Source organism: Aliikangiella aequoris, assembly GCF_053709105.1.
The window spans coordinates 209,938-235,496 of record NZ_CM132298.1 but is presented as its reverse complement, the minus strand read 5'-3'; the positions used below and the strand labels follow the sequence as shown (position 1 = coordinate 235,496).

Sequence of the window (25,559 nt, the reverse complement as noted above, 5' to 3'; positions counted from 1 at the left end):
TCAACTAATAAGGTAAAACTACGACTAATTGCTAATAAAAGCAAATTTGATATTAGCCTGTAGAATATGATACGACGCCAGCAAAGTTATCAAACTTTGGTGACTTTTTAGCTAGACCAAAAAAAATCGACCGCCCTAGGTAAACATTCAAAATGTGCAGGCGTCTTATTCAGTATTTCTCCATCTGCCACTAAGTGACTTGGTTTTTCTTCAATCACTTTAATCGCAGAAACCTGAAGTGTTTCTACTTCAGGGAAATTAATATGCGAACCGTCATAAATAGAACTAAATAATCGCAACAAGCGTAAACGCGAGATAGTGTTCAACAACACAACGTCTAGTTTACCATCTTGCAAGCTAGCATTAGGCGCCATTAAGAACTTTGTTCCAGTATAGCGAGAGTTCGCAACTTCAACAAAGATACCTTGGCGAGTTTGCTTTACACCATCTAATTCCAATTCATAAGTTTGCGGTTTTAAATTAATAAGCTTCAATAAAGTCGCAATAGTATAAGCACTGTTACCTAACCATTTCAGCGGGGTGGCAGCTTGCGCTACTTGAGACACAAACCCCATACCAACAATATTGATAAAGAAATGTTGCTTTTGTTCGCAGCTAAACATGCCAATATCTAAACATTGCGTATTTTTCGAACAAATAATATCAATCGCCTTACGCCAGTCAGATTTCTTTAGCCCTAACTCCTTCATAAATGCATTGCCAGTGCCGTTAGGTATTAGCCCAAGCGGCAAATCGATTTCCCCGCTTTTTACTAACGGATTATTTTTATAGCCGTTTAACACTTCAAATAAAGTACCGTCTCCACCAGAAGCAATTACCCCTGAGTATTGCTCTAAAGCAGCATTACTCACAAGCTCTAGCGTATGCTTGGGATATTCACTTAGTACTAGCTGGTAGTCTAACTCAACTAAGTCTAGGTATGCTTTAATTTGCGGCAGCAGTTTTAGGGCACGACCATTACCCGCATAGGGGTTATAAATGATGAGGAGTTTCATTTTATATTAATATTATTATGAACGATCAATCGACTGTATCTTGATTAAGGATGAGTGTCAAAAATTGTTGATAACATGTCGTGCAACGCCTAATTCATTAATGCTTGTAATGACGACTTACTTTAACAGTGCTATTCTATGCCCTACAAAAATTCTCTCAGCGAAAGGATTTACCATGGCCCAAACCAGTACGTTTTTAAATGCACTAAAAAACTGCCTAAAAGAAAAAGGTTATACCTATGCCGACGTTGCGCAGCAACTTGATTTAAGCGAAGCCAGTGTAAAGCGTATATTTTCTGAAGAAAACATTTCCCTCCAACGCTTAGATAAAATTTGTCAAATGCTTGCTATGGATCTCTGCGATCTAGCAAAGGTCGCAGAAAAGAGTACCCAAGAGATCCAAGAACTTACCGCAGAGCAAGAGGCCGAATTTGTTAAACAACCAAAGCTCTTATTTGTTGCGTACATGCTATTTAACGAGGTCGACTTTAATTCAATAAAAGCACACTATAAAATTAATGAACATGAAGGCATTCAACTACTAGCGCACTTAGACCGTATTAAGTTTATTGACTTATTACCTGGTAATCGCATAAAGCTGCTAACTTCTAGAAATTTTAAATGGCGTAAACACGGTCCCATTGAGCGCTTATTTCATGAGCAAATTCGCAAAGAGTTTTTTCAGTCAAAATTTTCTAAGCCAGAAGAAAGTATGCAATTTAGTTCTGCCATGGCATCCCGCAGCACCATAATGCAAATGCATAAAAAAATCGACAAGCTTATTCAAGAATTTAATGAACTGGCAAGTCAAGATGCATCTCTGCCAATTTCAGAAAAAATGGGATGCAGTTTAGTTGGTGCCATTAGACCTTGGCAGTTTAGTTTATTTGAACAATTCCGGCGCTAACTTAATAAATTTTATATCAAGTTTGTTGAATTGCTTTTTTTAAACCATTGACAACAATATCTTTCATTTCGGTATGTACTTCTAGCTGACAGTTTTCAACTAATGGCTGCAAACTAAGACTCGCGATTTTTTTCAAGCAAGCATCGCGATAGTCTGATTCATTAAACATACCTCCAGCAAAAACAATTCTTCCAGGATTAAAACAGTTTATTATCCAAGAAACTGCGCCCCCAAGCTGTTCACCATAATCAGCCATAGAGTTTTTCTGGAGCTTAAGATCGTGATGACTTTTATGGTATGACCCGCCACTAGCCAACTGAGTTACACTATAGAGTTCACCATTTTTTTCTATTTTACAAGCCCCAAGTTCACCACTAAATCCGTGTTCGCCTTTAAAGACTTTGCCATCGATGGCAACCCCCATACCAACACCAGTCCCGGACATAATTAAGACTTCGACTTTATATTGGTTAGAAATAATTCCGTAGGTTCCTGCTTCAACATCGTTTAGCGCAACTTTTAACTTAGCATTACTCGATAAGTCGGCTAAGTCAAAGCCTTCAAATTCTGGCACCATATGGCTTAAGTGACAAACATTAGCTTTCAGCAACCCCGGAAAGGCAACCGCTAAATGATAGTTTTCTAATTGGTAATCGCCTTCTATTTTTTGCAAAATTGATTGCATTTTTTGCGGCGTAAAATTAACCCCAGTAGAAAAATAAAAGTCATCAACATTTTGTGACTTTTCAACTCTTACAATTAATTTGGTTCCGCCCAAATCACAACTTACCAAAGGCTTTGCATCGCTCGTCATGTTATAGGTCCTTATGATAAGTTTACTAAATATTAGTGTGCGCTTTTAGTGTGACTACTGTGGTGATTTTTCTAGCGGATAGACAGCTTCGCCACGCTTACTTTTCCAATACATTTCAGCTAGCTCATCCGCTTCAACCGGTCGAGAGATAAAATATCCCTGAATCAAGTCACAACCTTGGCGAGTAAGCTCTTCAATCGTTTTTTGATCTTCAACACCTTCGGCTACCACTTTCAATCCAAGTCGATGCGCTAAGTTAATCGTTGACTGTGCAATAATTCTATCTTCAGAGTAATCTAACATTTTAGAAATAAAAGTTCGGTCAATTTTTAAAATATCCAGCGGCAATTTTTTTATATAAGACAAAGAAGAGTAGCCCGTACCATAGTCATCTAGTGAACACTTAATTCCGAGTTGGTTAAATGCCTGAAGTTGTCGCATCGCTCTTTCTAAGTTACTCATTAAAGCAGTTTCTGTGACCTCAAATTCAACCGTACTAGGATCGATTTCATATTCATTTAAAAGGCTTTTAACTTGGCCAACAAAATCATCGTCAGTTAAATTTCGAGTTGACAAATTAATTGCCACGCTAATATTAACTCCCTGTGCTTTCCAGCGTTGCATTTGAGCCATGGCATTTTTTAAAACCCATTGGGTTAGCGGGTGAATTAGCTGTGTTAACTCAACCAATGGAATAAACTTCGCAGGAGGCAATAGCCCATATTGCTTGTGCTGCCACCTAACCAATGCTTCACAAGAAAAAATGGTATTACTTTTTAGATCAAATTTAGGCTGAAAGTGTAACACGAGTTCATTATTGCGGATCGCTTCTGCCATTTCGGCCATAATAACAAAGCGCTGGTTGGTATCTGCGTCCATTTCAGGAGAATACTGAGCGACACCACCACCTTGGCTTTTTATTTGATACATCGCCAACTCAGCACAACGCAGCAATTCTGCTGGGTTATGCTGTACACCAATCGTCGTTGCTACACCGATACTCGAACTAATTTCTAAATTTAAACCGTCAACAACAAAAGGAAGCTCTATCGCTTGGCGTACCAGTTCGGCAATCTTGATAAATTGGCTAGACTGCTGTTTGTTTCTTACTAATATACAAAACTCATCACCACCGAGTCGATAAACCGTACCATCTTGATCGTTTAAAACTTGCGCCATTCTAGGGCCAATTAAGCGCAATAATTTATCGCCAATTTGGTGATCAAGCGTGTCGTTAATTTCTTTAAAACGGTCTAAATCTACCAGAATCAACCCCAAACTATTCGAGCTAGACAGATTCGCGTTTAAGGCGTTATGGCAATCACGGTTTAATGCATTACGATTAGGCAGCGCCGTTAATGTGTCGATAGTTGCCAAATTTTTCATCGATTGATACTGGCGCGCATTAGCCATAGCAAGAGAAATACTGGTACCAATAGTTTGAAAAAACTCCACTTCATCTGTCGCGATTATAGCGTCAGACTTATAGCCTATTGCCACACAGCCTAAAGGTTTACCTTGGTAAATAAACGGCATCGCAATACCAGACTTAATGCCTTCTTCAAAAAAGATATTTCTAAGCGATGATTTAATATAAGTTTGCGCATTATTATTTTGAAAAATTTCTAGCTGCTTACTTTGCATAGCCAAAGCAATCGGCGAGCCTTGTTCATGGACGGAGAATTTTTTTCGAGTATCAATAAAAACCTGAGCCACGCCACCGGTAGCAATTACTACCATATTTTCACTGGCTTCATCATATTCAGTAAAGACGACCCAAGAATCTTTTTGTAATGATTGCAGTAACTTGACCACTTGTTGGGCTATATGAAAAACACTACGACTGGTGTGCAGCTTTTCTAGTAAATTATTAATTAAACTGAGTTGGGAGTTTTTACGAGCTAAGCGACCTTGAGAGCGTAGTAAGTTTCTCTCAACCGACTGCTGTTCTGTCATATCTAATGCTACTGCAACAAAAACCGACTGATTTTCATAAAAAGTAATGTCTGCTGTGACTAGCAGCGGAACTAAATCTCCAGTTTTACTTAAGATATTTAAATAAACCGATCCCTGTTGTTGCTCAAATATCTGCTCAATTTCAATCTCTATTCTACGCCGATCTTGCTGCGCAACAAAACACGTAAAAACAGTATCGTGAATATCTTCTGGCTGGTAGCCCAAACGCGAAAAGAAATACTCATTCCAGCGCAAAAACTTATGCTCACGATCGAGCATAAACATAAAAGCTGGTGCGGAGTTAAGCTGCGTTTGATTTAAACGAACTTCATTTTTTAGTTCTAAGTGAATATCTTGACGCTCTAACTCGGCAGCAACCCGAATGGCAAAAACTTCGAGAGTGGTCGTAATTAAAGTTGTATTTTTTATGGGTGATTTTTTATAGGCAACAAGAAAGCCAACGGTATTGCGCTGCGAGTCTACCAAGGAACAACCAACGAATGCCTGCGAACCTATATTTTGAATAAGCGAGTCTTGAGAGAACTCTGCGACTGCATTATCGTTCACTAAATAAAAGCCGTGCTTTAAAATTGTCTCAAAGTGCGACCCCTTAAAGTCAAAGCTTACTTCACAATTACTCGGCATAACCGAGTAATCAGATATGCATTCTAAGCGTTGCATGGTTTTGTTTTGCCAACGTGCGATAACTACGGCATCAAGTTCAAATACCTGCATTAACTTATGAGTCAGAGCGTGTAAAAAAGACTCTCCTAATTTACCCGCAGTAGCTCTAAGCAACACTTTAACCGCCCGCTCAAAGTCAGGAGATGAAGTTACTTTATAGTTTGACTCTTCTGTTTTGTGCATACAACTACAACTGCAATCTCGTCAATTATTCTTATTGTGGTTTATTTAAGTGGGTTAGACTTAATCATAATCTCAGCTATTACTTTAACTAAGTAATTTAAATCACTGAAAACTCATGCAATATATCAACGCGCAAAAAGTATTTCAATCTTGAATCGAAGCTTAGTACCACAATTCCACGCTGCTTTATGGCTAAAAGCAAAAAATTTTAAGTCGCCAACACCATTTAATCTAAACAGTTGTTTTTTTAGGCCGAATAGTACAAATCCAAACGCCTAAGCAAATATTTAGCGAACTGGTTCCCAAATTAAGTGGATTCAACTGGTTAATAAAGAAACTGTGAACTATCTAAATGAACAAAACAAAATATTAATTAAACTAAAACAACTTAGCCGTTTATGTTGTTAATCAAAAGGAATCGACTCTAGATGCAAAGCTCATACAAAGTTTCCAATCAATTTCCTTATATTGATATAACAGATTCACAGTCAAGCCAAGGCCAGACTCAAGAACAAGCAAACCTTCAATATAATGTTGGCGAGAGTCGACCGCTAGATCAGCTTAGTTTAACGAACCTAGCATTTGAATCGAGTGCCAATGGCATAATGCTAACCGATGCCAACCACATTATTATGCAGGTTAATCCTGCTTTTACCCGTATTTCTGGCTTCAGCAGCCAATCTATAGTAGGGAAAAAACCCTTTATTCTGCGCTCTGGAGAACACGATGAAAGCTTTTATAATCGAATCTGGAAAACGCTAGAACTAGATGGTCGCTGGCAAGGCGAAGTCTGCTATCGCCACTTTGATGGTCATTTATTTTACGTTTGGCAAACTATTACCTGTGTATATACACCAAGCGGCCAGCTTGCTTACTATATTAGTGATATGACCGATATGAGTCTTATCAAACAGCAACAAAGCGCTTTAATCGAGTTTGCCAATTATGACCGATTGACTAAGCTGCCAAACAAACATTATTTAGCAGCGAATTTAGAACAGTCTGTTCAGCTCGCCCAGCGCAACCAAACACAAGTAGGCCTTATATTTATTAACATAAAATGTTCTTCTCAGGGATATCAGGCAAAGTTAAGTGATTGTTTACTAACAGAAGCGGCATCTCGCATTCGCGCCGCAGTACGAAAGCAAGACACTTGCATTCGATACAGTAACAATGAATTTGCCGTGCTTGTACCTAACCTTTTAAAGCCAGCTGCAATTTTACCGCTAGTCGAAAGAATTGGCGCATCATTCGAGCAACCCATTGACGCAACATTTAATAATAACAGTCGTTTTATTGCCAATATGGGCATAGCAACTTTTACACCTCAACCAGCCGAATCACAGGTAGAGCCCTGCGATAAAAACACGGTTAATGATTTAATCGAGCAAGCCAACCAAGCGATGTATTTGGCCACAGAAAATGAGCAGCTTTATCAATTTTATTCAGCGGAAAAGCTTAATCAGTGGATAAAATAGAAAACTTAGCCAATAACCTAGTATTTCATTGGTTTTTTACCGTTTGGCGCTTGACATTGGCCCACCATTAAATGAGAATGCCTCTCATTTGGTTGACTAGGTTTTATACAGCAGCATTATGGCTAAAATTGCACTTGAAAATGTTCTTAGTGTTCATCACTGGAATGACAAATTATTCAGCTTTAGAACCACTAGAGACTCTGCGCTAAGGTTTAGAAATGGCGAGTTTTTAATGATTGGGCTTCCAGGTGAAAAGCGCCCTATATTGCGCGCCTATAGTATTGCGAGCGCTAATTATGAAGAGCACTTAGAGTTTCTTAGTATTAAAGTGCCCAATGGTGAACTGACCTCTCGACTACAACACATTCAGCCTGGTGATGAAATTTATGTGAGCCGTAAACCAACCGGCACATTAGTCGCGGATGATTTACGCCCAGGCAAGCATTTATATTTAGTGGGCACTGGCACAGGCTTAGCGCCTTTTATGAGCATTATCAGTGATCCAGATGTCTATGAAAAATTTGATAAAATCATTTTGTTTCATGGTGTTAGGCATGTTTCAGAACTAGCCTACCGCGAATTTATTCAAAATGAACTTCCGCAAAATCCGTATATTGGCGAGCTAGTAAAACAACAATTAATGTACTACCCAAGCGTAACTCGCGAACCATTTGTAAACCAAGGAAGAATCACTGACTTAATCGAGTCTGGCAAACTCGCTGATGACTTAGGTTTGCCACAACTAAACCCAACAACCGATCGAGTCATGTTATGTGGTAGCCCAAGCATGCTCGAAGACTTGCAAGCTATGCTAGACAATTTAGACTTTAATATAAGTCCGCGCATGGGTGAACAAGGTGATTATGTTATCGAGCGGGCTTTTGTAGAAGCTTAATCCTTTTTGCTATTGGCTTGCTCTGCTTCGTAGCGTTTTAATAACTGGTTAGCGCGAGCAAGCTCATTAGCCGAAATGGCCTGATACCCGCGCGATTCTTCCCATCCGTAACCCCAGCGAAAACTGGTTGGCCAAAATGGGCTGCCGCCAATCCGAACGCCCGCCTGCATTATATGAGCAATCGCCGTTTCACCTAATTGTTGAACACAAGCCTTTAATTCCTGATCGGCACTTTTGCGCTGCGCATAAGTTCCGCCTAACCAGTAAGCTTTGTCATGCGCTTCACAACAAGTTAACCACAAGGTTTTATTTTCAAAATTACCATCGGGAAAAGAAGAGCAACCATCGCTTGTAAAAGGGCGTAACGGAATTGTTGGTTTCAGGCTACTAGCGGATTCGGCTTTGCTGAAACTCTCTGAAGCTTCTTGATTTTTGTTTTCGCTAAGGGATTTTGGCTTTAACTGATGCGCTTCTTGATTGTGACTTGACACAATCATACTAAAAACTACTCCAATACTTATGCCTATAAAGCTAACTAAATAGTGTTTACTCATCACATTTTATCAACTGGTTACGATCCGTATGCTCAATATTTTTACCATAAATATCAATCGACATTGATTGAATATAACTAAGCTTATTATTTTCTAACTTCATGTTAAAACGGTACGAATGGGTAATGGCTTTGAGCTTTAAAAAAGGTGACTGAGTAATTTGCCATTGCGAATTTTCTTTGTCAGCTGCAACTTGATATTCATAACCTTGCTCTAATTCACTGATTTCTCCGCCAGCCACAACTGCCAGTCCGCGAGGAATAGAAAACGACTTTATTAACAATTCGTTAGCACTATCCCACGATAAATAACCGGTTTCATTATGCAGCATTTCATTATCTTCGATTCTAAAAACCTGTTGAAAATAACGCAGCGAAACTAAATTTTGCTCTTCAGCATTACTAATATCTCTCACTGGATAGAACTCTAATACTTCATAGTAAAGATTTGTTTCCGGCCCGTTTCGCTCTGGCGCAACATCTTCACCGTTATGACTTTTCCAACACCCTATTAAACCACTTAAAGGGCCAAAATCGACCTTGTTACTCAAACTTTATCTCCAATAATCATGCTTTAATAAAAACCGCTTAGATAGTAAGACTTTAGCTAGAATGATCAATAATAATTTTCCACTGACCCTCAATTTTTTTCCAATATAATGTATAAAATCCATGCGGGTTGTCACTAGCTCTTTGCAAAGACCATTTACCTAAAACAAACGCACTGTCTCCGTTGACTTCTACTTGTAAAATATCGAAGGTCAATTTGCCCATGGCGGCTTGGTTTGGATAAGAGTTTTTATAATTGTCGAGCGTTGTTTGCCATCCTGTCTTTATCCCACTCTTGCCAATAAATTGAAGCTTTTCAGACTGCCAATACCCCTGCATAAAAGCTTTCAGGTTTCCTGAATTCCAAGCATCTTGCTGTTGCTGCATAATATTTCTAATTTGCACCTCAGCATTTGCTTTTAGATTTAAGCTAATACTTAAGCATAAAATAGCGCCAAAAACTTTAAACCAACCCAATAATTTCATTTTCCCTACCTGCCTGCTTTTAGTTATCTGTATGGTAAAGCTGAAAGGACACCAAATTCAATCACCTGCAGGTTATTTTTTATCATTTGCCAACTAAACTAGACCCTAATCCCAATCAATTGCTACACTCACTTCAAGACTCAATCAAACAACCCTTTCATCCGGTTTCCGCATAGGAATTCAATAAAAATGACAAACCTAACACCACTCTCATTGAAAATGCCACTAATATTAATCGTTGGATTTTTGGTCAATCCGCTGCTAGCACAGCCTAAACTCGTGGACACTAACGACAGCAGCGACCCTCATAGTTTAAGTACAGCCTCAGCCTCAACTTCACTTGATTTAGCACCCACAAACCTAGCAGCCTTTACTGGTGATATTAGCCCTCAAAGCCTGCTTAAAACTTTTAAAGTGTTTTCCCAAGAATTTGACCGCTACTCTCCAACAACGCAAGAAGTAGAGTTGTTTTCGAAGCTCAAGTCTTTTGATTTTAAGGTATTTTTTGGCACTTGGTGTCATGATAGCCAACGCGAAGTACCGCGCTTAATTAAGCTTGCGCAACTAAGTGGCGTGCCGCTGAGTCAAATACAGCTAATTGCTTTAAATCAAGATAAACAATTGCCACCAGCCTATCGAGCAAGTTTTAAAGTTCAATTTACGCCGAGCATATTCTTGTTAAAAAATAATAAAATAGTGAACCAGGTGATAGAAACGCCGCACCGCAGCTTAGCTCAAGATTTAGCTGAGTCTATCAATTGATGGTGCAACTATTACAATAAATTATTGTAAAGTTGGCTGAGGCTTGGTCAGGTGATGATGACTTGTGGGTGTCTAAAGCAGTCAGTAGTGTGATCATTAATCATACCAACAGCTTGCATAAAAGCGTAACAAATGGTCGTCCCAACAAAGCTAAAACCAGCTTTTTTTAATGCTTTAGCCATTTTATCTGAAGCATCGTTTTTAGTAGGAACTTGACTCAACTTCTGCCAATGGTTTAGCACGGGCTTACCATCAACAAATTGCCATAAAAACTCATTAAACGGTTGCTTCTCGGAAAGTGTTAAATAGGCTTGTGCATTTTTTCTAAATCCATAAACTTTCAGCCTGTTGCGGATAATTTCTGGATTCAATAGTAGCTTATCTAGTTCTGTATCACTCATGTTGGCCATTTTCTCTGGATTAAAACCATAAAATAACCGGCGATAATTTTCTCGTTTCTTTAATATAGTTATCCAACTTAGGCCCGCCTGGGCTCCATCTAACAGCAAATGCTGAAACAAAAGCTCGCTATCGGTAACGGGTACGCCCCACTCTGTATCGTGGTACTCGATATAAACTGGATCTTTTCCAACCCAACCGCAACGATTCATAAGATTTCCTTGTATGGCTTTAAATTAGCTAATATATTGTTTATTAACATCTTCTAGATTAGCGACTTAGCTAAAAATTAGTATATACTTAGGTGCAACCATGTCAATCACGCTAGTAAGTATTCGATATACAGAGTTCTGCTTTACAAGAAAAATATAAAGAAGCCATATATGAGCAACTCATTTGATATAGATAAATTAAAAAAACGCACCCAAAACTTCTCCAAAACTTGGCAGAAGAAACTTAGCTATTTAAGCGAATCAGTTTCTAGAGACGGTATTGATGGCGCTTTTCATTGGTTAAAATCACATAATCAAATAGAAGAGCTCTCACAGGCAGTAGATGAGCTACTGATCGCCAGCGAAGAGTCAGACTTTAGACTAACCCAGGTAGATACAGTGCTATCTAGCTTCAATTTGCCTGAAGAAGATGCCGGGCAGGCAGAGTGGTATAAAACCGCAGACTTATTAGTAGGCAGTTTTTATAATTCACTTAAAAACGACAATATCTTTAATAAACAACTACTCCAGAACGCTCTAAAAGAACTTAAATTCATAAAAGAATCCGATGAGTTTCATAAGCGTTATAACATTCAATCAATTCAGCAAAAGGTGGCTCAATTGTACTCTGAACTTAATCAAGCGCTATCTGACTTCAAGCAGCTAGAAAAAGAAAAACTAGCAACAGCAAAAGAGCAAGAAAAACTAGAAATAGCTAAACTTGAAGCTGAAAAGGCACAAGCCGAAGCCAAAAAAGCGATGATGGAAAGCGTAAAAATTAAAGAAAAGCGATTAGCTATTATCGAAGAGAAAAAACGTAAGCAAGCTGAAAAAGAATTGCTAGAGTCGCAAAGTAAAGTTAATGCCGAACAGGCAGAATTAGCAGCTAAACAGGCAGAGACGGAACGTCAAGCAAAGCTGCAAGATGCTTATATTGATTTGCAGCTAGAAGAAAAAATTAAAAACTGGAACGTTCAAGATTTGGTTAATATGCTCCAACAAAAATTAGAAAGTGAAGAGCTACCTACCGAATTAAGTGCGAAAATTGCAGGTTTAATAGAGGAACTGCAAGGCTAATATTTATAGCTTAGCAATCATAATAACAACTTAGGGTGAAAGCATGCATACAAAATATTTATTAAGCGCTTTTGGTTACGGAATTATTGGGTTACTTTTAGGTATCTACATGGCCGCTAGCCACAATCATGCCCAGCTTGTAACACACGCTCACATAATGCTCCTAGGATTTGTTGTTGGATTTATTTATAGTTTATGTTTTAAAATTTACCTTACCAGCAATAGTCAAAAAACAGCCACAATTCAATATAACCTGCATCAAGTTGGCACCTTAATCTTAGTAACTTGCCTATTTTTAATGTACGGTAATTATGTTGCTGCAAATATTTTAGGGCCGGTTATGGGGTTAGCTTCTATACTTATTTTGGCTTCAATGATTATCATGAAAATGATGTTGATAAAAGAAAATAAGTCGACAAATAATCAATAGATTTCACAACTAACCTATTGCCTTGCGCTAGTCGTCGGATTACTAGGGTATATTTAGCGCAAGCATACTATTAAGCGACTTTGCAAACTCGCCAACATCTTGCTTGCTTGGGGTCGTATCATCTTTTAATTTTTCTTCAATTTTTTCAATCTGCTCAACTAAGTTAATCATTTCTAGCTCACCTGCCGAACCTTTTAGTTTATGTAAACACTCTAAGGCTTTATCAAACTGTACAGTATTAATATATTGCAATATCTTTTGACAGTCATTTTGATGTGATTTCGTAAAAATAGTCGCTAAATCAGCAACCAATTGCTCATCGTTAAATTTATCAATTAGTTTTCGATAAAATGGATGCATGCTAAGCGACGCACTACTTAATTCAGGCCGTTTGGGATCGCTGTCTATTTTATTGCTGCTTTTTAAAAGAGTGTATTTTTCTAGCAAACTATACAGTATAAATTTATCAATCGGCTTGCCTAAATAATCATTCATACCGGCTTTAATACATTTACTTCGATCACCTTTCATTACATTGGCGGTCATAGCAATAATTGGCAAGCTCTGTAAATTAGTAAACTCTCTTATTTTCTTAGTTGCTTCAATGCCGTCCATTTCTGGCATTTGTATATCCATAAAAACTACATCAAAACTTTCTTTAGTAACTTTTTCTACAGCCTCTTTACCATTATTGACTATAACAACTTTTGCTCCCGCTTTTTGCAGCAACTCTCTTGCTACTTGTTGATTAATCGGGTTGTCTTCAGCGAGCAAAACCTTACTCGTAATTTCTAGCTGCTTTACTGGAACAGACATTGGCTTCTTTTCATCGAGTAAGACACAATAATCTTCATTTAATAATGTTAATAGACTGCCAATTTTTAGCGGTAAACTGATCTCATTTAAACCTGTTGCAGATTGCTCGTTTTCACTAGCACTGTCACCCTGACTGCTAGCTAATTTATAAACACAAGCTGCAGACTTGTTTTTTGACATTAGCTGATTAACAAACCGATTTAAAGCTCCGCTTTGATCATCACAAGCAATAAATAGATGAGACAATTCCTTCAGTTTTGACTCAACTATATTACTGATAGATTCAGCGCTAGCAATCACTTCACTTGCTGCGACAACAACTAAGTTAAACTGGAAAGCCTTAGCGCAGTTGCGCCAGAACCGCTTACTTTCCTCGTTGGCAACGATAGTAAAAACTGAACAATCTAAAACTGGCTGTGGCAGTTTGTTGGTAAAGTCTTCTTTAATTACCACTTCAAATATAAACTTACTGCCTTTATCCTGCTGCCCATCTACATATATTTTACCACCCATTAAATTCACAAGTTGCTGCGAAATACTTAGACCCAAACCTGAACCGCCAAATTTTCTCGTAGTCGTATCGTCTGCTTGCGTGAATGATTGAAATATTTTTTCCCGCTTATCTTTCGCAATGCCAATCCCAGTATCTTCAACTTCAAAATGTAAAACCGAGTTGGCTTTTTCTGTTATTGAAAGCCGTATAAAGCCTTGGTTAGTAAACTTTATCGCATTGCCAATTAAGTTAACTATAATTTGAGATAGCCTTAGAGGGTCTCCTCGCCTAAACAACTTAACCTGACTATCCAAATCCAAATAAAAGCTAATACCCTTTTCATTTAACTTAGAAGAAAACAAATCCATTATATTATCTAATACTTCAATTAGGTTAAATCCAGTGCTTTCCAACTCCATTTTACCTTCTTCTATCTTTGAAAAATCTAAAATGTCGTTAATGATACCGAGTAGGGATTTAGCAGAGGTGAGTGTTTTAGTCACATAGTCTCGTTGGCGACTATTCATTTCAGTGTCATCTAATAACGACAACATGCCTAAAACACCATTCATAGGCGTTCTAATTTCGTGGCTTACCGTTGCCAAAAACGCAGACTTTGCGCGACTTGCTTCTTCTGCCTTTTTAGTCTTTTCGGCGAGAGCCTCATAGGTTTCACGTAATTCTCTTTCTGCACGTTTACGCTGCAGAGCATCGGAAATATGGGTAGAAACAAAACTGAGAATGCCAATCTCCCTGTCTCCGTATAAATAGTTATGATCATAGCTTTGAATGATCATAATGCCGATCATTTCAAAATCTGACATTAGCGGTACCCCTATCCAGTCTTCTGGAATACTACCTTGCAGATTGAATTCGCCTTTATTTTCCAATGCTATAATTTGAGATCTGTTTAAATGAACTAACTGCTTTTTACGATAAACATAGTGAGTTAAACTTGTTCCAAATGGTATTGATTTGGGAATATCTTTATCAACAGCATCCGCCACATACTCAAATTTAAACTCCTGTTGTTGCGGATTAACAATAACGATATAGAAACTTTTCGCATACATTAGCTGAGAGATTATACTATGCAACCTTATATACAACTCATTATCGGTAGAGCATTCTTGAGGTGTTTCTGAAATTCTATAGAGTGCATTTTGTAGTTTTTCTGACTCTTCTCTTTGGGCAACTTCTACTTCAAGCTTTTGGTTTATTCGGGTTAATTCCTTAGTCCTATTCTTAACTTGTCGCTCCAATAAATCTTGATAAGCTCTACGTTCAAGGGTAGATACAATAGACTGAGCAACAAAAACCAATAACTCTTCATCCGCAGCGCTAAAACTTATAGTCGAATCATAAGACTGTACCGCCATCACCCCATGAGCACCATCGGAAAACATCAAAGGGATTCCTAAATAATATTCACAGGTAGCACCGATTAGTTTAACCTTTTTGTTTTCAACTAGACGCTTTATTTGCTTTTTATTAATATTTAAATAATCGCCACTCTCTACAACTAACCGCGCTAAACTTTTATCTTTAACATCGTCGGGAATTTTCTTTAATTTTTCGTAATCGTACTCTTGATTCGAGTCAACCAAATAGACCCAGTCAAGCAGGTTGGTCTGCTTATCTAATAGCGCAACATAAAAATTTTCTGCATAGACCATCTTACCTATAGCACTATGAATATTGGCAAACAAATCCTGCAAGCTTAAATTTTCAGAAGCTAAATTAGAAACATAATATAGTGTTGACTGAATCGCTTCACTGCGCTTTCTTTCTATAATTTGCTGTTGCAAATATTGATTTGTCTCAGCTAGCTTTCTCGTTCGCTCAACAACTCTTCTTTCTAAATTTATTTGCGCACGCTGTCTCTCTAACGTTAAAGCAATATGATGTGAAACAAACTCTAAAAGCTCTTTTTCTTCCAGACCAATTTTATGCTGCGCGTCGTAACTTTGAATGGCTACCACCCCCAAAACTACGTCATCTACTTTTAATGGTACGCCCAACCAGTAGAGCGAACGAAGACCAATATATGATTTATTATGCTTCGACTCCTCTGAGTCTGGCGTTCTTAATAAAGATTTACCACTAGCTAATACAATGCCAGTGGAAGTTCGTCTAATTGACTCTGATGGGATTTTTTTTAACGCTTCTTTATCTAGTTCGTCGACTTGATCGACAAAGTAAACAAAATCAATACTTTGATCGTTTTCGGAAAGCAAGCAAATATAAAAATTCTCGGCATATATTAGCCTAGATATAATCTGGTGAATCTTTACATAAATCTCGTCTGCATTTTTTGCGCTCGAAGCTAAGTCTGTTATCTCAAATAATGCAGTTTGTATATTTCTAGCACGCTCGGCTTTATCATACTGTTTTTTTAACTTAACATTGGCTTCATTGATTTCATGTGTTCTTTGTTTAACCTGCATTTGCAAGTAGTCTTTACGACGCTGCCTTTGAATTGCTGAAGCGACATGTTGCGCCACAAAAATCATTAATTCTTTGTCTTTGAGATTGTAGCTTTTATCTGCCAGATAACTTTGTAAAGTCATAATACCGATTACTTGGTTATCAATAAAAAGAGGAACACCTAACCAAAATAGCGTCTCTGGACCATAGGCAGTAATTTCGTTTCTTTGTTGCAAATCAACAATATCATTATTGGTCGCCAATATTGATTCGCCTTTCCGCATAACATAGGCGGTTAAACTATTGGAAAGGCTTTCTTCCGACATTGCTGAAATGCTTTCAATATTAAATTCATCGACAGTGTCGACAAAATAAACCATCTTAAAGCCTTCACTGTTTGGCTCTTTCAAAGCGATATAAAAATTTTCACAATAAACTAACTGGCTAATAATATAGTGAAGCTCACGATAAAAGTGTTCTAATTTTAAGTCCATGTTTGCTAAGTTGGCGATTTCGTAGAGGGCAGATTTAGTCGTTTCACTTTGCTTTCGAAATTCTATTTCACGCTCTAGCTCTTGCGTTCTTGATAAGACTTTTCTTTCTAGTTCATCTTGGTGCTGCTTACGCGCAAAAGCACTAGAAATATGCTGTGCAACATATTCAAGTAAGTTTTTATGCCAGGCAGTATATTTCTCTTTCGCATCATAACTTTGAACGACTAGTATACCAATTGGTTGGTCATCTGCTTTAAGCAAGACGCCAAGCCAGGACTCAAACATGCTTCCTACCAGGGAGACTGATTCTGCTTGTTGAAGCGATTCAAAGCTTTCCTTGTCTAGCAATAAAGTTTCTCCGCGATTAAATAAGACAGCGGAAAGCAATTTCTCATCTATACCAATTACTTTATCTTGTAGTAACTCTTTATCTTGAATATCTGAAAAATAATCGAAAACCAAAGACTTCTTGGTATCATCTAAAATAGCAACATAAAAATTTTCCGCATAGAAAAGCGAGCGCAATATTTGATGTATTTTGCTATAGAACTCATATATATTTGAGTTTATATAAGCAACATTAGAAATCTCGTAAAGCGCATTTTGTATTTTTTGAGCGCGAGTCTTTTCCTCTATTTCCTTAAGTAAAACGCTGTTTACTTTTTCTAGCTCATAAGTTCTTTCTTTAACAAGATTTTCTAAAGTGGTTTGATTAGCCTTTCGCTGAATAGCGTTAGCGACGGATTTAGCAACGTACTCCATTAATTGCTTTTCTGCTAGAGTATATTTTTTCTCAGGAATATATGATTGGAGTACCATCACACCAAAAACTTCAGCATCTAGTACTAAAGGAACGCCCAACCAAGAAATAGGTGTTGGCCCGTTAATTACTATGCCTTCTGTTTTTTGCAAGTCAGCAAGACCGTTATCATCTAATAATAAAGAGTTTTTCTGCTGTAAAATAAACCCTGTTAAACTTTGATTTATAATGCTTTGAGGCAGCTTATTTAAATCACTTAGGCTTTTTTTGTCTTTTGCATCACAATAGTATTCAAATTGAAAGCCGTCTTCACTAGCAACTTTTTTTACAACGTAGAAATTCTCAGCATATACAATTAGACCAATTTGTTTGTGCATCTCAAGATAAAAGTCGTGTAAATTCATGCTTGAATTAGCTAGCTCTGCTATTGTAAGCAAAACTTTTTCCGCAGCTTTCTTCTGCTCTTCTTGCTTACTTTTAACAAGACTATTATCGATATCTATTGCATTATTTAGTAGAGATTTTCTTTCATCATTTTTACTTTTAATAAATTGAGCACAAATATTGGCGACAATCGATAAGGTTTTTTCACATTGGCTTGATAAACCGACATACTCTTTTGCTAAGTAAAAGGCTATTCTCCCGCAAGGTTTTCCAGCAACATTCAAAGCGACGAGCAGCTTACTTTTAACGGCCAGCTCCTGTCTCATTTGATTAGCCTTAACGACAGTTTCTACCTTCTTAGAAGATTGCGACTGATTTATCAACAGAATATTTTCTTCCATGCAATCATCAAAAGCGAAACTTTCCTGATTTGCTACTAAGGTTTCATTTGAAGCATAAACCTTAAAGAGTTGATTAGAGGAATTTAGCTTTAACTCTATTTCAATAGCACAAAAAGGCAATTCAGCCATGATGAGATTTTGTAGCCCCATATAAAATTGAGTTTCTTTTTGCGCGTTTGTGGCTAGTTCAGATAAGCTAAGTAGCAACGCGTTAGAGACGTCACTATTAATATCAATTAACTGATCTTGTTGAGGAACACTATTTCGCATTTGGTTGTTATTATTTCACTGGTTTACAATGCGAGTAAGCATTGACAATGTTGAAATTTAAACCGACAGCACACCTTTTCAGTTGGTGACAGTTTTTATGGAATAAACTAATTTAATTGCAATGACTAAATTTCTAGCCGACAATAATGATCTTAGCGATATTCAGTTCAATCCCTTTTTATACAGTATGGTATATAAACACAAAAATCTCCATCAATGATATGCCATCTTCAATATTATTTCTCATTAAAAACAATATGTTATAAAAAGCACCACAGATAACTCAACTAGAGATAATGAAAACTAAACTAATCGGGAATAACAATACACTAGAACATGGTTTTCTTTTAAGGTTTGCTATCAAAAATGAAGTCTCCTACAATGCGAAGATATTTTGCTGGATAAGACTATGCCCCCTATAAATTCGACCAAGCCCGACTCAACTAAAAAAAATTTGCGCAAACATAAGCAGCGTCAAAATTTAGGTCAAATACGTATAATTGGCGGTCAAATGCGCGGCCGAAAATTAAGTTTTCAGCTTGATGATGGCTTACGCCCTACCCTCGACCGGATTAGGGAAACAGTTTTTAACTGGTTAAGTCCCTATATCAACCAGGCGAATTGTTTAGACCTTTTTGCCGGCAGCGGAGCTTTAGGCTTTGAAGCCTTATCTAGAGGTGCTAAGCAGGTAACATTTGTCGAAAAAAGCCCGAAAGTACTCCAGTCAATTCAAAGTAACTGTCAGTTACTCAAAGTTTCCCATTTCCATGCCCTGTGTACTGACGCTGAGCGCTTTATAGCTGAAAGCGAACAACAATTTGATGTTATTTTTCTTGATCCTCCTTTTGGGAAAGGCATACTCGCAAAAAGCTTTTCACAAGCGGCCCGCTTACTAGCACCAGGCGGCGTTATCTATTTAGAACAAGAGTCAAGCCAAAATGAATTTGTTCCAAGTGAAGACTGGGAGCAACTAAAATACAAGCAAACTTCAAGCCTGAGTTACGCCCTTTATTCTAAAAAGGCTTAGTTAGACTTGTTGGCTCAATTTTTCTAAGAATTAAAGCTAAAATTGATTGGCTAAAATTCTATCCAGATGATTAGCAAAGTTTTTTCGATCGGTTTGATTTAAAGGAGCAGGCCCACCACTTTGCACACCACTAGCTCGCATTGTGTCCATAAAGTCTCGCATGGTTAAGCGCGCTTTTATGTTGTCCTTAGTGTGCAGCTCGCCTCTAGGACTAAGCGCTAAAGCCCCCTTCTCAATGACTTCGGCGGCCAATGGAATGTCACTGGTAATCACCAAATCGCCAGCTTGGGCTCTTTTAACGATTTCATCATCTGCAACATCAAAGCCAGCAACAACTTGCATTGATTTAATGTTTCTCGCAGCAGGCGTGTTAATTGCCTGATTGGCAACTAAAGTAAGCTCTATTCCAGTGCGCTCTGCCGCACGAAATAAAATTTCTTTAATCACCACAGGACAAGCGTCTGCGTCAACCCAAATTTTCATTTTAATACCTTAACGAATTATTTTTAAGCGAGCTTAGTTCCTAGAGGAACCCGATGATCAGGGGAAATTAACGAAACTCCACCAGCTGCGTCGTGGACGCCCGTAACCAAACATTGTGACATTAAAGGGCCTATTTGCTTTTCTGGAAAGTTAACCACTGCAATTACTTGTTTGCCAATTAACTCCTGTTTACTATATAGCTGAGTAATTTGAGCACTAGATTTTAGTTTGCCTATTTCTTCCCCAAAGTCGATCACTAATTTAAATGCTGGTTTTCTTGCTTGTGGAAATTCATCCACTTGAACAACTTCACCGACTCTAAGTTCTACTTTGCTAAAGTCTTCCCAACTAATTTTATCCATCACAAGTCCTCTAACTAACAGTGCTAACTAAACCTTAAATCATTTTTTAAACTTCAATATAGCCTTCTAAATATTGTACCGCGTCACCAACCAGGCTCACTTTGTCATCACTTACTTCACAAAGTATTTCGCCTCCTCGAGCAGACGCTTGTAACGCCTTTAATTTAGTTTTACCAAGCTTTTCAGCCCACAAGGGAGCAAGTCCAGCGTGAATAGAACCAGTGACAGGATCTTCAAGTGTCCCGTTGGCCGGCCAGAAATAACGCGAAACAAAATCGTAATCAATAGCAACAGCGGTGACCACAACATCATATGGCGCTAAAGTTTTAATCTTATTTTCATCAATCGTTACATCAAGAACATTCTGGCGCTCGGGATAAACTACAAAGTAGGCTTGTTCATTTATTAGGACTTCTTTAGGCTCTATCGAAAGACCGTCGATTAGTGCCTCTGGTATTTCATCGACCGGTTGGGGCTTTCTGTTTGGAAAGCTCATTTCTATTTGTCCGTTTTCAAGCTGTTTTACATCAAGCGATCCAACGGCCTCAGCAAAGAATGTCACAAACTTTAAACTGGGATCTTGTTTAAACAAAACAAATGCCGTAGCTAGTGTGGCATGGCCACAAAAGTCAATCTCGGAAATTGGAGAAAACCACCTTATCTCATAAGTATTAACTGCGCTTTTTTTAGCAAAAGCGGTTTCGGAAAGGTTATTCTCGGCGGCTATCGATTGCATCAGCTCAGCAGTTAACCACTCGTCAAGCAAAATAACCGCCGCAAAATTCCCCTTAAAAACTTGTTTAGTAAATGCGTCGATATGGTAAATTTTTAACCGCATATATTTTCCCTCTACTCACTAGATAACTGATTTAGCAAATAAATATCATAGCGAAATTTTTTTGCTAAAATTTGATGACTTGGCTTACTCTCATTTAAAAACGGAGCACCTTTAGGACGCTTCACTACAACTCTTTTTACACCGCTATTAATCGCGTTTAAAAATAGCTGGCTCGAATCGGGATCTTCTCCGGCTAGCAATTTAAATAGACGCATTTCTTTTTTAACCAAAGCCGTTTTCTTTCTTTCGGGGAACATAGGATCTAAATAGATTACATCAAATTTATCTATCTCTATATGTTGCTTGGCGCTCGTTCCTTGCAATGATTCAATACTATTTTCCTTGCTCAAAGAAAGTTTGTTTCGAATTGCGGTATAGTCGGGGTCTTGAAATAAGCGCTGCAAAGCATCTTTAAGCAACTCAAAAATTGCCCAGTTTCGCTCATGCATTTCTACTTTACACCCCAGCATGGCCATGATGAGTGCGTCACGCCCCATACCTGCAGTAGCATCTAGTACAGTTGGTCTAAAGTGAGATTTACACCCTAATGCTTTGGCAATAACTTCGTTTGACTTGCTCACTTTATTGGCTCTAAAGGCCACTTCACCTTGATTTAAATCAAAATATAATTGAGTGACTTTTTGATCTAGCCATATCTCTAATACCAACTTACCATCTTTAACACAAAACACCGCGTCACTAGTTTCAAATGACTGATCTTGTGCTAAGGCTTTTATCTGGTAGGAATCAATCAAGGTATCAACTATGGCGCTACCTTGTGGCTCACTGCATTCTCTAACATAAAGATTTTTTATCATTAATACGGGACCAGAAAAATTTTAAATTACCTATTTTTAATACCTGAATGGCGTAAAAGCGCATCAATACTAGGCTCTCTTCCACGAAACGCACTAAACAGAGTCATAGGATTTTCTGAGCCACCTTTTTCCAATATATTCTTCAAGAATCCTTCCCCTGCAACTTGGTTCATTACACCCAATTCTTCAAATAATGAAAACGCATCAGCTGATAAAACTTCCGCCCATTTGTAACTGTAATACCCAGCAGAATAACCGCCAGAAAAGATATGTGAAAATCCATTTTGAAAACGATTGAAGCTTGGGGTTTCAACGACACTAACTTTGGCTCTTGTTTGATCTAAAACAGATTGAATTTGCTCGCTCGACAGTGGCGGACCACTATGAATTTTCATATCAAATAGAGAAAACTCTAGCTGTCTTACCATCATCATTGCCGATTGAAAATTTTTAGCTTTTATTAGCTTGTCTAAAAGACTTTTTGGCAGCGGCTGGTCAGTTTCAAAATGACCACTGAGCATTGCGATCACTTCTGGCTCATAGCAAAAGTTTTCCATAAATTGACTAGGAAGTTCGACCGCGTCCCATGGCACATTAGCAATACCCGAGGCAGATAATTCATTTACCTGCGTTAACATATGGTGAAGTCCATGCCCAAACTCGTGGAAAAGCGTGACGACTTCATTATGTGTTAGTAAAGCAGGCTTTGGCTTAATTGGAGCGGAGAAGTTGCAAGTTAAAAAGGCTATTGGGTGTTGAATATTTCCATCATTTTTTAGATAACGACCTTGATAGTCGTCCATCCATGCACCACCTCGCTTATTGGCTCTGGCATAAAGATCCAAATAAAATTCAGCGACTAATTTGCCCTCTCTGAGTACTTGAAAATGCTTTACATCTGGATGCCAAACAGACACATTAGTTGACTGCTGAAAAGTCACATTAAAATGATGCTGCGTTAATTTAAATAGTCCAGCAATAACTTTATCTACTGGAAAATAAGGACGTAACTCAGTTTGGCTAATTTGAAAATTTTGCTGTTTTAACTTTTCACTATAATAAGCAACATCCCAAGCCTTAAAGTCTGACTCGCCGAGCTTTTGGGCAAACGCTTTTAACTCTGCAAACTCTTGTTGTGCCTGTTGATAACTCGCCTCACTTAATTGTTCTAAAAAAGCGATAACCTTAGCGGGGTTTTCTGCCATTTTAGTTTCTAAACTTAAATCAGCGTAGCTGCTAAAGCCAAGTAGCTGCGCTTTGGCATGTTTTAATGCCAGTAGCTGCTGCATTATGTCACTATTGTCATATTTTTTAGCGTCGGGACCAAGCTCTGACGCGCGCGTTGTGTAGGCAAAATATAGCTCTTCGCGCAGTGCTTTATCGTCGGCGTAAGTCATAACCGCTAAATAGCTAGGAATTTCTAATGTAATTAAATAACCCTCTTGGTCACGGGACTTGGCATTTTCCGCCAACATGGCCAATTCTGTTTCGGGCAGCCCTTGCAGTTGTTCAGAGTCGCTAATGAGCTTACTCCAGCTCATTGTGGCATCTAACAAATTTTGCTCATACTTAGATTTTAACTCTGCTAACTTACCTTGAATTTTGACAAATTCTTGTTGTTTGTCTTTTGGCAAATGTAAACCTGACAGCTTGAATCCTCTGAGCGTATTTTTAAGAATATACGCCTGCGTCGGACTAAGCTGTTGCTGCTCTCGATTGTCATATAGCGATTTTGTCGCTTTGAACAAGCCCTCGTGCTGGCCTAGTTGGGTTGAATAGAGGGTCAAGTGAGCAAGTGCTTGGTCATATGCCGTTCTTAATTCTGCGCTATTACACACGCTGTTTAAATGGGAAACTGGAGACCAAGCTTTATTTAGTCTATCTTCTAATTCATCGCTAGCTAAAACAAAGTTGTCCCAGGTAATGTTTGGTTGAGCGACTAACTTCTCAATAGCGGCTAAATTATCTTGAATAATTTGTTTAATAGCCGGTTCAATATGTGTTGGCTTCAACTGTTCAATCGCTACTATAGGATTTGGTAATAATAGAGGGTTAGTTATAGTCATAATGGAATAGCATTCTTTTCTAAGTAATTGCAAACTAATGCCAGTTTAATCACTTAAGCGATGAAGTAAAGTAAAGTCAGCGCGCTTCTTAAATAAAGGTTTTAATATGTCTCAATTTGATTACGATTATCTCGCTATTGGCGGTGGTAGTGGCGGAATTGCATCAGCTAATCGTGCAGCAATGTACGGCCAAAAGTGTGCCATAGTAGAAGCAAAAGCCCTTGGTGGTACTTGTGTAAATGTCGGTTGTGTCCCTAAAAAAGTTATGTGGTACGCAGGTCAAATTGCAGATGCTTTTAAGTTAGCGCCAGATTACGGTTTTGACATTGAGGTTAAAAAGCTCGATTGGACCACGTTAGTGAATAATAGAGAAGCCTATATAGGACGCATTCATCAGTCCTATGACAGGGTACTAGGAAAGAATAAAGTCGATGTTATTCAAGGCTTTGCTAAGCTCATTGATAAAAACACCGTTGCCATCGGTGACAAAACAGTCACCGCGAAACATATAACAATTGCCACTGGTGGATATCCAACCATTCCGGATATTCCGGGCAAAGAACACATATTAGACTCAGATGGATTTTTTGCCCTTAAAAAGCAGCCTAAAAGGGTCGTTGTGGTGGGAGCGGGATATATAGCCGTTGAAATTGCCGGAGTCTTTAATGCGATTGGCAGTGAAACTCATCTAGTGGTGCGAAAAGATCACCCGTTACGAGAATTTGACGAAATAATATCTTCAACACTGACCGAGCAAATTCAAGTTGAAGGCATTAAGTTACACAGCCAAACCCAAATTACAGCGATTGAGAAAAACCCAGACGGAAGCTTTTCGCTTAGCTCAACAGGCCAAGACCTACCAGATGTAGACGCGGTAATTTACGCTATAGGCCGAAATCCCATGACACAAAACCTTGGCTTAGAGGCTGCTGGAGTTGAGCTAGACCAACGTGGCTATATTATTACAGATGAGTACCAAAATACCTCAGTAGCAGGCATCTATGCGGTAGGGGATAACACCGGCAGAGCGCAGTTAACCCCTGTGGCGGTGGCCGCCGGAAGACGTTTGGCGGAAAGACTATTTAATAATAAGCCAAATGAAAAGCTCGACTACACAAATATTCCCACCGTTGTATTTTCACATCCTGCGATTGGAACTATTGGTCTAACAGAGCGAGAAGCTCAAGATCATTACGGCGAAAGCCAAGTGAAGGCTTACACTTCGAGTTTTACAGCAATGTACAGCGCAATTACCCAACACCGTCAACCAACAAAAATGAAATTAGTTTGCGCAGGACCTGAAGAAAAAATTGTTGGTATTCACATGATTGGTTTAGGTTCAGATGAAATGTTACAGGGCTTCGCTGTTGCAGTGAAAATGGGGGCAACTAAAGCAGACTTTGACAATACCGTTGCGATTCATCCAACGTCAGCGGAAGAGCTTGTTACTTTGCGATAAAAATTTGAGCGAAATGTTGGTTTTTTCTCGACATTTTTAACCAGAATTTCACTAATTGGG

General features: G+C 38.4%; 21 protein-coding genes. 8 read left to right on the top strand and 13 right to left on the bottom strand.

Features of this window, described 5'->3' with window-relative positions:
- Positions 1 to 107: 107 nt before the first annotated feature.
- Entirely contained in the window at positions 108 to 1,016 is a 909-nt protein-coding gene (locus ACUR5C_RS01125) for a diacylglycerol/lipid kinase family protein (protein WP_454466477.1), read from the bottom strand.
- A gap of 175 nt (positions 1,017 to 1,191) precedes the next feature.
- Between ACUR5C_RS01125 and ACUR5C_RS01120 the strand changes: the two genes are divergently transcribed.
- Positions 1,192 to 1,923 carry a helix-turn-helix domain-containing protein gene (locus ACUR5C_RS01120; RefSeq protein WP_454466476.1) on the top strand — a complete coding sequence of 244 codons (732 nt, stop codon included), beginning with the start codon at positions 1,192 to 1,194 and terminating at the stop codon, positions 1,921 to 1,923.
- Between the two features lie 16 nt (positions 1,924 to 1,939).
- Here ACUR5C_RS01120 and ACUR5C_RS01115 read toward each other — a convergent pair whose 3' ends face one another.
- Together ACUR5C_RS01115 and ACUR5C_RS01110 are read right to left on the bottom strand one after the other, a co-directional pair.
- The gene (locus ACUR5C_RS01115; protein ID WP_454466475.1) at positions 1,940 to 2,737 is read right to left on the bottom strand and encodes an ROK family protein; all 798 of its coding nucleotides are present in this window, start codon (positions 2,735 to 2,737) and stop codon (positions 1,940 to 1,942) included.
- A gap of 54 nt (positions 2,738 to 2,791) precedes the next feature.
- On the bottom strand, positions 2,792 to 5,560 hold the full coding sequence (locus ACUR5C_RS01110) for a bifunctional diguanylate cyclase/phosphodiesterase (protein ID WP_454466474.1): 2,769 nt from the start codon (positions 5,558 to 5,560) through the stop codon (positions 2,792 to 2,794).
- 428 nt (positions 5,561 to 5,988) lie between these two features.
- On the opposite strand from ACUR5C_RS01110, the gene ACUR5C_RS01105 reads away from it, so the two are divergent.
- Both ACUR5C_RS01105 and ACUR5C_RS01100 read left to right on the top strand, forming a co-directional pair.
- On the top strand, positions 5,989 to 7,038 hold the full coding sequence (locus ACUR5C_RS01105) for a diguanylate cyclase domain-containing protein (RefSeq protein ID WP_454466473.1): 1,050 nt from the start codon (positions 5,989 to 5,991) through the stop codon (positions 7,036 to 7,038).
- A 118-nt stretch (positions 7,039 to 7,156) separates the two neighbouring features.
- On the top strand, positions 7,157 to 7,933 hold the full coding sequence (locus ACUR5C_RS01100) for a ferredoxin--NADP reductase (RefSeq protein ID WP_454466471.1): 777 nt from the start codon (positions 7,157 to 7,159) through the stop codon (positions 7,931 to 7,933).
- Here ACUR5C_RS01100 and ACUR5C_RS01095 read toward each other — a convergent pair.
- The 3 genes from ACUR5C_RS01095 to ACUR5C_RS01085 are packed head-to-tail and all read right to left on the bottom strand — an operon-like array spanning position 7,930 to position 9,521.
- Entirely contained in the window at positions 7,930 to 8,430 is a 501-nt protein-coding gene (locus ACUR5C_RS01095; protein ID WP_454466470.1) for a hypothetical protein, read from the bottom strand. The genes ACUR5C_RS01100 and ACUR5C_RS01095 overlap by 4 nt on opposite strands.
- Before the next feature lie 49 nt (positions 8,431 to 8,479).
- Positions 8,480 to 9,037: a heme-binding beta-barrel domain-containing protein gene (locus tag ACUR5C_RS01090; protein WP_454466469.1), complete on the bottom strand. Its 558-nt coding sequence runs from the start codon at positions 9,035 to 9,037 to the stop codon at positions 8,480 to 8,482.
- A gap of 52 nt (positions 9,038 to 9,089) precedes the next feature.
- Entirely contained in the window at positions 9,090 to 9,521 is a 432-nt protein-coding gene (locus ACUR5C_RS01085; protein WP_454466468.1) for a YybH family protein, read from the bottom strand.
- A gap of 189 nt (positions 9,522 to 9,710) precedes the next feature.
- Between ACUR5C_RS01085 and ACUR5C_RS01080 the strand changes: the two genes are divergently transcribed.
- Positions 9,711 to 10,283, top strand: a complete 573-nt coding sequence (locus tag ACUR5C_RS01080) for a TlpA family protein disulfide reductase (RefSeq protein WP_454466467.1) — start codon at positions 9,711 to 9,713, stop codon at positions 10,281 to 10,283.
- Between the two features lie 47 nt (positions 10,284 to 10,330).
- Here ACUR5C_RS01080 and ACUR5C_RS01075 read toward each other — a convergent pair whose 3' ends face one another.
- Positions 10,331 to 10,894, bottom strand: a complete 564-nt coding sequence (locus ACUR5C_RS01075) for a DNA-3-methyladenine glycosylase I (protein WP_454466466.1) — start codon at positions 10,892 to 10,894, stop codon at positions 10,331 to 10,333.
- A gap of 171 nt (positions 10,895 to 11,065) precedes the next feature.
- On the opposite strand from ACUR5C_RS01075, the gene ACUR5C_RS01070 reads away from it, so the two are divergent.
- Positions 11,066 to 11,971: a hypothetical protein gene (locus tag ACUR5C_RS01070; protein WP_454466465.1), complete on the top strand. Its 906-nt coding sequence runs from the start codon at positions 11,066 to 11,068 to the stop codon at positions 11,969 to 11,971.
- A 43-nt stretch (positions 11,972 to 12,014) separates the two neighbouring features.
- Positions 12,015 to 12,401 carry a TonB-dependent receptor gene (locus ACUR5C_RS01065; protein WP_454466464.1) on the top strand — a complete coding sequence of 129 codons (387 nt, stop codon included), beginning with the start codon at positions 12,015 to 12,017 and terminating at the stop codon, positions 12,399 to 12,401.
- Between the two features lie 42 nt (positions 12,402 to 12,443).
- On the opposite strand, the gene ACUR5C_RS01060 is transcribed toward ACUR5C_RS01065, so the two are convergent.
- Positions 12,444 to 18,446 carry a GAF domain-containing hybrid sensor histidine kinase/response regulator gene (locus ACUR5C_RS01060; protein WP_454466463.1) on the bottom strand — a complete coding sequence of 2,001 codons (6,003 nt, stop codon included), beginning with the start codon at positions 18,444 to 18,446 and terminating at the stop codon, positions 12,444 to 12,446.
- Positions 18,447 to 18,855: 409 nt separating this feature from the next.
- Here ACUR5C_RS01060 and rsmD point away from each other — a divergent pair, with 409 nt between their 5' ends.
- Positions 18,856 to 19,473, top strand: a complete 618-nt coding sequence (gene rsmD / locus ACUR5C_RS01055) for a 16S rRNA (guanine(966)-N(2))-methyltransferase RsmD (protein WP_454466462.1) — start codon at positions 18,856 to 18,858, stop codon at positions 19,471 to 19,473.
- A 36-nt stretch (positions 19,474 to 19,509) separates the two neighbouring features.
- On the opposite strand, the gene ACUR5C_RS01050 is transcribed toward rsmD, so the two are convergent.
- Genes ACUR5C_RS01050 through ACUR5C_RS01030 form a run of 5 tightly spaced genes read right to left on the bottom strand, consistent with a single transcriptional unit; the run spans position 19,510 to position 24,040 of the window.
- Positions 19,510 to 19,956 carry a YaiI/YqxD family protein gene (locus tag ACUR5C_RS01050; protein ID WP_454466461.1) on the bottom strand — a complete coding sequence of 149 codons (447 nt, stop codon included), beginning with the start codon at positions 19,954 to 19,956 and terminating at the stop codon, positions 19,510 to 19,512.
- 23 nt (positions 19,957 to 19,979) lie between these two features.
- Positions 19,980 to 20,318: a tRNA-binding protein gene (locus ACUR5C_RS01045; protein WP_454466460.1), complete on the bottom strand. Its 339-nt coding sequence runs from the start codon at positions 20,316 to 20,318 to the stop codon at positions 19,980 to 19,982.
- A gap of 46 nt (positions 20,319 to 20,364) precedes the next feature.
- Positions 20,365 to 21,156 carry a PhzF family phenazine biosynthesis protein gene (locus tag ACUR5C_RS01040; protein ID WP_454466459.1) on the bottom strand — a complete coding sequence of 264 codons (792 nt, stop codon included), beginning with the start codon at positions 21,154 to 21,156 and terminating at the stop codon, positions 20,365 to 20,367.
- 11 nt (positions 21,157 to 21,167) lie between these two features.
- On the bottom strand, positions 21,168 to 21,974 hold the full coding sequence (locus tag ACUR5C_RS01035) for a class I SAM-dependent methyltransferase (protein WP_454466458.1): 807 nt from the start codon (positions 21,972 to 21,974) through the stop codon (positions 21,168 to 21,170).
- Positions 21,975 to 22,000: 26 nt separating this feature from the next.
- A complete protein-coding gene (locus ACUR5C_RS01030) occupies positions 22,001 to 24,040 on the bottom strand; it encodes a M3 family metallopeptidase (RefSeq protein WP_454466457.1) in 2,040 nt (679 codons plus the stop codon).
- Between the two features lie 106 nt (positions 24,041 to 24,146).
- Here ACUR5C_RS01030 and gorA point away from each other — a divergent pair, with 106 nt between their 5' ends.
- Positions 24,147 to 25,499 (top strand): glutathione-disulfide reductase, encoded by a 1,353-nt coding sequence (gene gorA, locus ACUR5C_RS01025; RefSeq protein WP_454466456.1) that lies wholly within the window; start codon positions 24,147 to 24,149, stop codon positions 25,497 to 25,499.
- Positions 25,500 to 25,559: the final 60 nt, after the last annotated feature.